Annotated in this window: 12 protein-coding genes; 4 read left to right on the top strand and 8 right to left on the bottom strand. The window is 67.4% G+C overall.

All coding sequences use genetic code 11. The features are described from left to right. Positions 1–515: 515 nt before the first annotated feature. Positions 516–758 (top strand): hypothetical protein, encoded by a 243-nt coding sequence (locus tag AB0F40_RS16635; protein WP_357469611.1) that lies wholly within the window; start codon positions 516–518, stop codon positions 756–758. On the opposite strand, the gene AB0F40_RS16640 is transcribed toward AB0F40_RS16635, so the two are convergent. From AB0F40_RS16640 to AB0F40_RS16650, 3 genes are all read right to left on the bottom strand, one after another. Continuing rightward, on the bottom strand, positions 736–1,272 hold the full coding sequence (locus AB0F40_RS16640) for a S24 family peptidase (protein ID WP_357469614.1): 537 nt from the start codon (positions 1,270–1,272) through the stop codon (positions 736–738). The two genes, AB0F40_RS16635 and AB0F40_RS16640, sit on opposite strands and share 23 nt — an antisense overlap. 108 nt (positions 1,273–1,380) lie before the next feature. Beyond that, the gene (locus AB0F40_RS16645; RefSeq protein WP_357469617.1) at positions 1,381–1,836 is read right to left on the bottom strand and encodes an Hsp20/alpha crystallin family protein; all 456 of its coding nucleotides are present in this window, start codon (positions 1,834–1,836) and stop codon (positions 1,381–1,383) included. A gap of 295 nt (positions 1,837–2,131) precedes the next feature. Beyond that, positions 2,132–3,013: a manganese catalase family protein gene (locus AB0F40_RS16650; RefSeq protein ID WP_357469652.1), complete on the bottom strand. Its 882-nt coding sequence runs from the start codon at positions 3,011–3,013 to the stop codon at positions 2,132–2,134. Positions 3,014–3,093: 80 nt separating this feature from the next. Here AB0F40_RS16650 and AB0F40_RS16655 point away from each other — a divergent pair, with 80 nt between their 5' ends. Next, positions 3,094–3,339, top strand: a complete 246-nt coding sequence (locus AB0F40_RS16655) for a hypothetical protein (protein WP_357469621.1) — start codon at positions 3,094–3,096, stop codon at positions 3,337–3,339. Between the two features lie 181 nt (positions 3,340–3,520). Next, positions 3,521–4,171, top strand: coding sequence for a PAS and ANTAR domain-containing protein (locus AB0F40_RS16660; protein WP_357469624.1), 651 nt, complete (start codon positions 3,521–3,523; stop codon positions 4,169–4,171). A gap of 65 nt (positions 4,172–4,236) precedes the next feature. Here the strand turns inward: AB0F40_RS16660 and AB0F40_RS16665 are convergent, their stop codons facing one another. Continuing rightward, positions 4,237–4,578, bottom strand: a complete 342-nt coding sequence (locus tag AB0F40_RS16665) for a nuclear transport factor 2 family protein (protein ID WP_357469627.1) — start codon at positions 4,576–4,578, stop codon at positions 4,237–4,239. Positions 4,579–4,862: 284 nt separating this feature from the next. Between AB0F40_RS16665 and AB0F40_RS16670 the strand changes: the two genes are divergently transcribed. Continuing rightward, positions 4,863–4,997: a hypothetical protein gene (locus tag AB0F40_RS16670; RefSeq protein ID WP_357469631.1), complete on the top strand. Its 135-nt coding sequence runs from the start codon at positions 4,863–4,865 to the stop codon at positions 4,995–4,997. A 552-nt stretch (positions 4,998–5,549) separates the two neighbouring features. On the opposite strand, the gene AB0F40_RS16675 is transcribed toward AB0F40_RS16670, so the two are convergent. The 4 genes from AB0F40_RS16675 to AB0F40_RS16690 all read right to left on the bottom strand — a co-directional run bounded on the left by AB0F40_RS16675 (position 5,550) and on the right by AB0F40_RS16690 (position 9,172). Next, positions 5,550–6,551, bottom strand: a complete 1,002-nt coding sequence (locus AB0F40_RS16675) for a cytochrome d ubiquinol oxidase subunit II (protein ID WP_357469634.1) — start codon at positions 6,549–6,551, stop codon at positions 5,550–5,552. Beyond that, complete coding sequence (locus tag AB0F40_RS16680) at positions 6,548–7,960, bottom strand: cytochrome ubiquinol oxidase subunit I (protein ID WP_357469638.1); 1,413 nt, start codon at positions 7,958–7,960, stop codon at positions 6,548–6,550. Before AB0F40_RS16680 ends, AB0F40_RS16675 begins: the two co-directional genes overlap by 4 nt. A gap of 434 nt (positions 7,961–8,394) precedes the next feature. After that, positions 8,395–8,676: a hypothetical protein gene (locus tag AB0F40_RS16685; RefSeq protein WP_357469641.1), complete on the bottom strand. Its 282-nt coding sequence runs from the start codon at positions 8,674–8,676 to the stop codon at positions 8,395–8,397. A 13-nt stretch (positions 8,677–8,689) separates the two neighbouring features. Beyond that, on the bottom strand, positions 8,690–9,172 hold the full coding sequence (locus tag AB0F40_RS16690; protein WP_357469644.1) for a ferritin-like domain-containing protein: 483 nt from the start codon (positions 9,170–9,172) through the stop codon (positions 8,690–8,692). Between the last annotated feature and the right edge of the window lie 225 nt (positions 9,173–9,397).

A 9,397-nucleotide genomic window follows, 5' to 3' on the forward strand; every position in this document is an offset into this window, starting at 1 on the left:
GCGTGGCCGCAGGGCTTGCGCGGAGAACCGACAAGAACCGGGTAAAGCCGACATCTCTCCGACAACCGGGCGACCGGCGGCAATCCAGACGGCAGCTGGCTGTCATTTGCGTTGGGTCGAAAGAGCAAGTCCTGCCTTGACTGCCTGGGGCGTCCCTCGCAGTCATGCGCTATCCCACCTGGATCACCTGCAGTGATGTCGACCTGGAGATCTTGACGGCGCCGAACGAGAACACCGCGCCGGGTGAAGTGACGGGATGACGGTTGGGGACGAGGTTCTGGTATCGCGACTCGCCATTAGAACGGAACTGGGCTCATGTCACGCGCGCTCTACCGCATGCTCAGTCGGATGGCCACATCCGCGAACAGTTCTTCACCCGAGGCAGTCCCGGATGTCCGCGAGCACGTGAGTACACGCGAACACGAACTGTTGCGAGCGGACGAAGCCGTCGCGAGCCTGGGGCAAGGCCCAGCCGCGGGCCCTAGCCGCAACTGGACGATGAGACGGAGAACGATATGGCGACCTGCGACAGGTGCGGTAACGACTACGCCCACACGTTTACGATCACGAAGGACGACGGCGCCGGCGGTGTCTACGACTCGTTCGAATGCGCGGCTCAGGACATGGCTCCGCGGTGCAAGCACTGCGGCTGCACCATTCTCGGACACGGCATCGAGGCGAACGACGAAACCTTTTGTTGCAGCCACTGCGCCAGAACTGAGACCGGCGTCCAGATTACCGACAGCGTCGACGCCTGACTCGGCTTAACGCCGGCGGACCGCGATCGCCTGAATTCGGCCGTCGGACTGGCTGCACCTCTGGGCCACCCGCTGCACTCGCTTCACGCATCCGGTGCCGCGCGGCTTCGTCACATAGCGGTGTCCACCAGACCCCATCCGGCCCACGCTCACGAGCTGCTGCCTGGGCGGGGGATCGACGGCAGCAACCAAACTCTCTGACGACCCGCCCGCCCGCGCCTACGCTCTGACCGACATCGACAATGGGGCTGAGGAGGCCGATCACCGGTGGCCCCGCAAGTGGTGAATGCAGTACGTGACCACGCCCCAGACCTGCAGGTCTGACAGCTCGGGCAGAGCGATGTCGGGGATGGCTCGCGCTCTCGGCCCGCAGCGCGACGCCGCGCAGGCTCAGTTTGAGACGCTTGACGGTAAGTTCGCCGCCCGGCACGGCGTCGACGACGTCGCCGTGCCGGGTTGTCGTGGACCGGTCGACCAGGAGCACGTCGCCGTCGCTAATGCCGGCGTCGGTCATCGAGTCGCCGGCGGCGCGCGTGATGAACGTGGCATCGTGAGGGTTCCGCCCGGCGGCCCGGTGCGTCCAGGTGGACGTACCGGGCCGCCGGGCATCAGGTGTTGCCGATCAAGACTCGATGGTCTGCCGGCTCTCGGCGGAGCCCTGCCCGATGGGGGTCGTGCCGGACGAGTGGGCGACTTCGATCTTGCGCGGCCTGGCCTCCTCGCTGACGGGGACAGTCAGCGACAGGACGCCGTCGGTGTACGAGGCGGAGATCTTGTCGAGAGCGAGCCCCCGGCCCACCGTGAGCTGGCGGGCGAACGTGCCCGTCGGACGCTCCCGGACCAGCCACTGCGCGTCGTCGCTCGAACGTTGCGTGCGCTCGGCGCGGACGGTGAGCGTGCGGTCCTCGACCGAGACGTCGATGGTGCCCGGATCCACACCGGGCAGATCCATGGAGAGTACGTAGTGGTCGCCGGAGCGGAACAGGTCCATCGGCAGGGTGCCCGACTGTCGTGCGTTGCTCGCGAACGAGCTGAACAGGCGGTCCATCTCCTGGAACGGATCCCAATAGGTAGCCATTGCGCATCACCTCCTGTGCTGATGCGGCCCTGGTCCCTCCAGGACCGCGCGCTCGACAACGGTGGGTGCCGTCGTCTGGCTACACTCCCATTTTTAGCACTCTGGGACTGAGAGTGCCAACGTGTTGGCCCGCAGGTCTGTGAACTCCTTACCTTCTTCCAGCGGGTCTCCGCTCGACGACAAGATCGGGGCAGCACTCGCGGGTGGCGCTAGGTCGTCCGGGGGACTGAGCGCTGCGAAAGAGACACACGCGAGTCGTGTCCCTGCGCTTGCGCATCCCTTGGCAGCGCTATGGCTATTCCTTGCGGAGTGCGTCCTTTGCGGCGCCCATGGCCTTCTCGACCGATCCGGGCTTCCCGGTGGTCCCGTGGAGGCGGACGTCGGGCTTGGTGGGCGGCGGAGCGGGCACCCCGGCCGGTGGCTCGGCCACGTACTCGAACTCTCCCTTGCCGTCCGGTGTCGGGCCGCTGGCCCAAGCGCCCTCGCTCGCGGCCTGACCGTCGGAGAAGTTGATGTACTGGTAGGACACGTCGCGGTCCTCCTTCTTGAGCGGGAACGTGCTCGGCACCGGCAGCTCCTCGACGCCTTCGGCGCGCAGCTCCGCCGCCGCGGCGATCCACTGGTTCTGGTGCATCGTGTCGCGCGCCAGGAGGAAGGCGAGCAGGTCGCGCACGCCCGGGTCGTCGGTCATGTGGTAGAGCCGGGCGACCTGGAGCCGGCCCTGCATCTCGGCGTTCGCGTTGGAGGTGAAGTCGGCCAGCAGGTTGCCGCTCGCGGTGACGTACCCGGCGGTCCACGGGTTGCCGTTGGAGTCGACGGGCCGGGCGCCGGCGCCCGCCACGATCGCGTGCTGCGGATCGGTCCCGCCGATGATCGCGGCGATCGTCGGGTCGTCCTGCATGGCGCCCTCGGTGACGCCGAGCGGCGCATCCTCGAGCAGCTGGGCGATCATGGTCGCGAGCATCTCGACGTGGCCCATCTCCTCGGCGCCGATGCCGTAGAGAAGGTCGCGGTACTTGCCTGGCATGTGCGCGTTCCAGGACTGGAAGCCGTACTGCATGGCGACGGTGATCTCGCCGTACTGGCCGCCGAGCACCTCCTGCAGCTTGCGGGCGTAGACGGCGTCGGGCTTCTCCGGCTTGGCCTTGTGCTGCAGCTCTTGGCGGTGGAAGAACATGACGGTACCCCTCACGATCGGCTCTCGGATGGCGTCGTCCAGTCACCACGGAGGCGAACCAGGCAAGGCGGCCCACCACCGTGGCGACTAGCGTCTCCACTCTCGCCACCGACCGCAGCCACTCGCACACGGGCACGCAGCCGAGCTGCCGGGTCGCGGGGTATCTCGGTTCCCCGCCATGGGTGCGCGACGCCGCCGTGCGGGTCTGGAACCAGGGACGGGTCTTCCACGTGGAGGCGTTCGTCCAGCCTTCGGCAGCCAGGTCACGGTGGAGCAGCTCGACGACGCGCCACGAGGCGCTGCACGTCTGGACCGGAGGTTCCTGACTTCGTGATCATGCGACGGCGCAAGCCGCCGGACTCGACAGACCCCAGCCGCTGACTGCTGACACCCAGGTGGAGTACCGATTTTCACCCTGGGGTTTCGGTAGAGCCGCTTCGCCGCTACGGTCGAAGTGAGTCAGGCCGCGGCTCATCGACGCACATGGCGACGAGGGAGGCTGCACACATGACCGCAGAACCGATGGCGATCGAGCGTGCTCTCACGCTCGGGTCCAATCATGTCGTAGGGCGTTACCGGTACGAGATTGCTACGCAGCGGTGGTGGTGGTCGGACGAGACGTTCCAGATCCACGGTTTCGAACCCGGCGAGGTGGTGCCGACCACGACGCTCGTCCTGGCGCACAAGCACCCGGAGGACCGCACTCGGGTGTCACAGGTGCTGGCGAATGCGGCGGTGACCGGGGAGCCGTTCAGCAGTGTGCACCGCATCATGGACGCCCGGGGCCGCGAGCGGACACTGACCGTGGTCGGGCAAGGCCGACGAGATCCGAACACCAAGCAGGTCTGCGAGCTCGTGGGCTACTTCATCGACGTGACCTCCGCCGTCAAGGCCCGGGCGGGCGAGGCGGCGAACGCGTCGATCCGCGCGGCGGCCGTCACGCGCGCCCCGATCGAACAGGCCAAGGGCATCATCGCCTTCGCGATGGGCATCGACGCCGAGTCGGCGTTCGAGCACCTGCGCACCACGTCCAACGTCACGAACGTCGCCGTGCGCGACGTCGCCCGACAAGTCGTCGAGATGGCAACGACCAACAGTTGCTCGGCGGCGAACGTGATCGCCGTCTTGGCTCCTCCGGCACCGAGCACAACCCGCTGATCTGGTCCCTGTCGGCCGGGTCGCCCTCCGCCGGGTGCGACCCGGCTGGGCGGCGGAGCGCTTGTTCAGCCTGCGACATAGCTGATGGTCTGCGCGGTGATCCTGCCGTCGGTGACTACGAAGGAGTCGACCCCGCGTAGTTGTTCACCACCAGGCGCGGTGCCGGACCAGCGCAGCAGACCGTAGGCGTCGGCGACGATCAGGTCGTCGTACCGGTAGTTGCCCTCAGGCAGGTACGTCTGCAGCACACCGGCCAGCGTGCGCACACCGTCGAACCCGCGGTGCACGCCTTCGCCCCAGGAGAGCACGACCACGTCGTCTGCGTAATTCTGCTGCAGATCGCTCTCCAGATCGAGCGCGCGACGGTATGCCAGATGCTTGCGCAGGACCTCGTCAGTGGAGCGCATACTTACTCTCGCCTTCTCGCTTGGCTGCCGTGCACCTCGTTGGCAGCATGCCGGGTGTCTTGCTCTTGGGGTCGGCTCGGCTATCCCTGCTACCCGCATTAGGGCACGTTCGCCCCGTCCCGGTGGTGCGGGTGGTGACGTGACACGTTCGCGTTGCCGCAGGTCGACGCTATGGCGGCTGTGCCCTGCTCGCATTCAGAAGGTATCTGCGCTGCTTGGCGCCTCCGGATCAGTGCACGGTTCGACTACACCGGCTGGCGATCTAGGAGAGACGGCCAGCCCTGGTGCCCGTGCTGTCCTTTGGTGCCGGTCTGGTCGAATGCGACCTGCGCGACAGCGACGAGAGTGTGCGGGTCGGCCTGCTGACCGCCGGTGCTGTCACCTTGGCGTACCTGTGGTCGGACTGGGTCGCGACATGACGTGCTGGCGGACGACATGCGGATTTGATGCGCTCCCAGGCGCGGTGAGGATGCTTCCGTTCTGCGAGTGCCGGCCTTCGGGCCAAAGATGGGGGCCTACCGGGGGAGGTGTTGTCGCGCGTACGTTCGGGGTGGAAGAAGAACTGCTGGTGGTCGACGCCGACACGTGGCGTCCCCCTGGCGTCCGGAGAAGGCATGGCGGCGCAGGCCGTGTCGACAGGGCCGCACCGGCTGATGGTGGAGATACAGCAGGAGCAGGTCGAGGTGGTCGGGCCGCCCTGCGCGACGCTCTCCGACCAGCTTGCCGCGATCCACCGGGGCCGATTTCCGGCTGAGGCGGCTCGTGCGGTCGGTGGTAGAGCGGTCGCGCTGGCCACCCCGGTGTGCCTGGTCTGCCCAACCTCGTGCCTGACGAGCGCTACCTTCGGATCCGCCAGCATGTGGGCCTGCTCGCCGACGAGCAGCTCACGTGCGGCTTCGGTCGCGCCGTTCACGGTGGGCGGTGGGATGGACTCTGGCGATGCTCTTCCTCGCTCTGGTCGGTGCCTGCTACTAGTGCTGGACCCACTCCGCACTTTGGGTCAGCCGGAACAGGTACACCAGAGGCGGGACCACGACGATCCCGGCGAGTGCGGCGACGAGCAGCAGGGCTCGGAGGGTCGCTGGTGCGCCTGCTGCGTCACTGATGGTGACCTCGTCGACGAGCAGCCACGGGTACTGAGCGGCGCCCCAGCCGATGATGACGGACGCGACGGCGATGACGGCGCTGATCCGAGCGGCGCTCGGCCGGTTCCGGGCGAGGAGGACAAGGGCCGCGATTCCGCCGAGGATCGAGGTCGCGATGAGAGGGGCCGCCCGGCCGGTCAGCCCTTGCGCCAGGGTAGGTGCGTCCTGCGTGATCGGGACGAGCGATCCGAGCACGAGGGCACCGGTGACCACTCCGACCAGCAGCGTGTGACGGCGTAGCCGGGCGGCCAGCTCGTCGTGGCCGGCACGCCTCGCGTCGGCGGTGAGGAACGTGCCGGCCAGGAACGCACAACAGGCGACGGTGATGACGCCGGCCAGCAGCGAGGTGGTGTTCAACCACGACGACCACAGGTCGCCTTGGCCGTCGGCCGGGACCCGCCCCGAGGCGATGGCACCAGCTACCGTCCCGAGGAAGAAGGGGGCGATGAGCGAGGAGCCGGCGAAGAGCGCGCCGTGCACGCGGGCTTGCGACAGAGTGGGGGAGTACTTGCGGAACGCGAAACCCGCGCCACGCAGCACGATGCCGAGGAGCGCGAACAGGAGCGGCAGGATCAGGGTGGACATCGCCGCGGCGAAGGCTGACGGGAAGCCAGTCCACCAGATCACGAGCACATAGATCAGCCAGACGTGGTTGGCCTCCCACACCGGGCCGATGCTGTGGTCGATCTGTGTGCGCAGTTGCGCACCGCGGGCGGCGCCTCCCGCGGTGATGTCGTAGAACCCGGAGCCGAAGTCGGCACCGCCGAAGACCGCGTACGCGACCAGGCCGACGAACATGGCCATGGCTACCGCGAGCTCGATGGTCATGCCGGTCGGTCCTTCCCGGGCGTCCTGTCGTGCAGTCCTGCCCCGGGCCCGTACGGGCTGGGAAGGTCGTGCTCTCCTTGCCGCCAACGCCGCGCCATCGATCGCAGCACCAGCACGGCGCCGACGGTCATGCAGGTGTAGACCACCGCTGTGACGGCCAGCAGCCACCACAGGCTCGGGTAGTCGCCAGCTGCCTCGGAGGTGCGCATGATTCCGTAGACGACCCACGGTTGCCGCCCCACCTCGGTGGCGATCCAGCCCGCCTCTACGGCCACGACTGCGAGGGGGCCGGCCGCCACGCAGAATCCCAGGAACCACGTGTGGTCAAGGAGCTCACGTTTGCGCCACCACCGGACGGCCCAGTAGACGACCACGGCAAGGGCGAGCAGAGTGCCGATCGCGATCATCGTTTGGAACGCCCAGTGCGTGATGTTCACTGGCGGCTGGTCCTCCAGAGGGATGGTGTCGAGCCCCGGGACGGGTGCGGTCAGGGAGTTCTGGGCGATGAGCGACCCGAGCACCGGGATATCGATGGCACCGTAGACCTCGCCGTCAACGAGTACACCGCCGAGGCGCAGCGGTGAGGGGCTCTCCGTGGTCGTGGCGAGCTCGAACGCGGCGAGCTTGGCCGGCTGCCGGTCACCCAGGCCGCCGCCGAGCAGGTGCCCGATGACCGGCTGTATGACCGCCGCCACGCTGGCGAAGGCGAACGGTATGAGGAAGCCGAGCCGGTGGTGGGCGTCGCGGCGTCCGCGCAGCATGCCGACGGCGTAGACGCCCGCGATCGTGAAGCCGACGAGCATGTATGCCGCGACCCACATGTGGGCGAACTGCAACCCGGCGATGGGGTTGAACATCGCGGCCCAGGGGTCGACGTCGGTGACCTCGCCGTCGACGATGCGGAACCCTGCCGGGGTGTTCATCCACGCGTTGACGGAGATGACGCAGAACGTACCCACTACTCCGGCGATCGCCATCGGCACCACCATGAGCATGTGGCGCCGCGGTGGCATGCGCCCCCACCCGTAGAGGTAGATGCCGAGGAAGATCGCCTCCACGAAGAACGACAGCCCTTCGAGGGCGAACGGCAGCCCGAGGACATCGCCGAAGGTGCCCATCAGACCGGGCCACAAAAGTCCCATCTCGAAGCTCAGCACCGTGCCCGAGACTGCTCCGATCGCGAACAGGACAGCCGAGACCTTGGCCCATCTCTGCGCCAGCACCAGCGCGATCGGATCCTTGCGCACAAGGCCCCGCCAGTGCGCCACGAAGATCATGGCAGGGAAGGCCACGCCGAACGACGCGAGGATGATGTGCCATCCCAGGGTGAGCGCCATTTGCTGGCGGGCCGGAAGTAGACCGGCCGGGTCCACAGCCGCCGCCAGGGACAGGGCGTCGTGCGCGATCACCTGATGAGCCTCTGGTCAAGCGCCGGCGGCATACCAGAGCCGACGCGCTTGTGACCGCAACTGCCCGTCATACGCACCTCTCGCCTGGTCTGATGCGGTGCGGCGGCGCCATCGACAGGAGGAACGCGCCAACGCTTCTCGACGCTAAGGTCGCTCCGCCACGCTCGCACTTCAAGCTGCGATGTCTGCTGGGCGATGCCCAAGCTCGCGCAGCGCCTGGCCGAATAGGGCCCAGGTAGAGCCGGAAGACCTGTGTCGACCATCAGCAGGTGTCCGCCGTCGTCGCGGAGGAGGTGGACGTCGACGCGGGGCATGCTCGACGCGGTGCATGCCACCGACGACCTTGGTCACTGCCACGAGGCCCCTCTTCCCTTGTGCGTCTCCTCCCGTCCGGCGCGCCGGGCGGGAGGAGACCCCTTCGCGGGCCTACGAGCTCATCTGCGCACGAGCTTGAAGAAGGTGCTACCGCCGCCGCCCGAGCGTTCTGCCTGGTAGAGGAACGCCAGCCCGGCATCCTCGAACTTCTCGAACCAGGTTTCCCAGCTGATCGGTTCGAGCTGGTCCTCGGCCGCGCCGCCGGGGAAGTCGATGCGCAGAACACCTGCCTCGCCACCGTCGTCCGTGCCGCGCACGCTCGCCGGGGTACCGCTGTTCTGCTCCACCCAGCCACGGATCTCGTCGTGGTCCGTCGTGGTCTTGCTCTTCGAGTCAGACATGTCGCCTCCCGTGCTAGTTAGCGGCCGCAAGTGCCGCGCTGACCGTGCCCGGCAGCTTCTGCTCGAGGAATCGCGCCATGGCTTCTTCCTCGCGCAAAATATCCGTCAGACGTACGGCCACGTCCTCGGCGCCGATCTGATCGCACGCCTCGATGAGCGCTCTGTAGCACGCCATCTCAAAATGCTCCGCCGCATAGTCGGCGAGGGCGTTCTTGACCATGGTGTCGGCCATCGGCCTGTTGGCCATTCCCTGCATCGTCCCGAACATCTTGCCGAACAATTCCTTGCCGCCAGAGACCTTTCCGCCGAGCGACTCGATACAGCCCTGAACGGTCTCGGCCTGACGTCGGGTCTCCTCAACGTGCTGATCGATGCGAGATTGCACCTCGGCGTCGCCCTCGGCGTCCTTCACGTGCCGCTCCAGGACCTCGACCAAGGCCAGCTCCATCGCATGGGCGTCGTTCAGCCAGTCGATGACCTTCTCGCGTGATGTCATATCGATCCTCCGTCGCGTAGTACCGGTCGGAGGCGGATACGTCTCTGGGCGGGTAAGGCGCGGTAGCGCGGCCAGTGCGACGTCGACGGCTCCGACCGAGCCAAGTCTCGAGCATCTTGCCGCGCTGGACTGAGGGGCCCTAAGAATTTCGGACAGTTGATTCCGATGATTCTTACGCCGCGATATTCGCTGCGTGCCAGGCTTCTTCGGCCTCGTTCGGTGTGC

This window comes from Promicromonospora sp. NPDC023987 (assembly GCF_040639055.1).
In the GTDB taxonomy this organism is placed as follows: Bacteria; Actinomycetota; Actinomycetes; order Actinomycetales; family Cellulomonadaceae; genus Promicromonospora.

What these genes read in the sequence shown, in the direction of transcription:
- AB0F40_RS16635 (WP_357469611.1), top strand. Translation starts at nt 516, where the DNA reads ATGGCGACCTGCGACAGGTGCGGTAACGACTACGCCCACACGTTTACG.
- AB0F40_RS16640 (WP_357469614.1), bottom strand. Translation starts at nt 1,272, where the DNA reads ATGACCGACGCCGGCATTAGCGACGGCGACGTGCTCCTGGTCGACCGG.
- AB0F40_RS16645 (WP_357469617.1), bottom strand. Translation starts at nt 1,836, where the DNA reads ATGGCTACCTATTGGGATCCGTTCCAGGAGATGGACCGCCTGTTCAGC.
- AB0F40_RS16650 (WP_357469652.1), bottom strand. Translation starts at nt 3,013, where the DNA reads ATGTTCTTCCACCGCCAAGAGCTGCAGCACAAGGCCAAGCCGGAGAAG.
- AB0F40_RS16660 (WP_357469624.1), top strand. Translation starts at nt 3,521, where the DNA reads ATGACCGCAGAACCGATGGCGATCGAGCGTGCTCTCACGCTCGGGTCC.
- AB0F40_RS16665 (WP_357469627.1), bottom strand. Translation starts at nt 4,578, where the DNA reads ATGCGCTCCACTGACGAGGTCCTGCGCAAGCATCTGGCATACCGTCGC.
- AB0F40_RS16675 (WP_357469634.1), bottom strand. Translation starts at nt 6,551, where the DNA reads ATGACCATCGAGCTCGCGGTAGCCATGGCCATGTTCGTCGGCCTGGTC.
- AB0F40_RS16685 (WP_357469641.1), bottom strand. Translation starts at nt 8,676, where the DNA reads ATGTCTGACTCGAAGAGCAAGACCACGACGGACCACGACGAGATCCGT.
- AB0F40_RS16690 (WP_357469644.1), bottom strand. Translation starts at nt 9,172, where the DNA reads ATGACATCACGCGAGAAGGTCATCGACTGGCTGAACGACGCCCATGCG.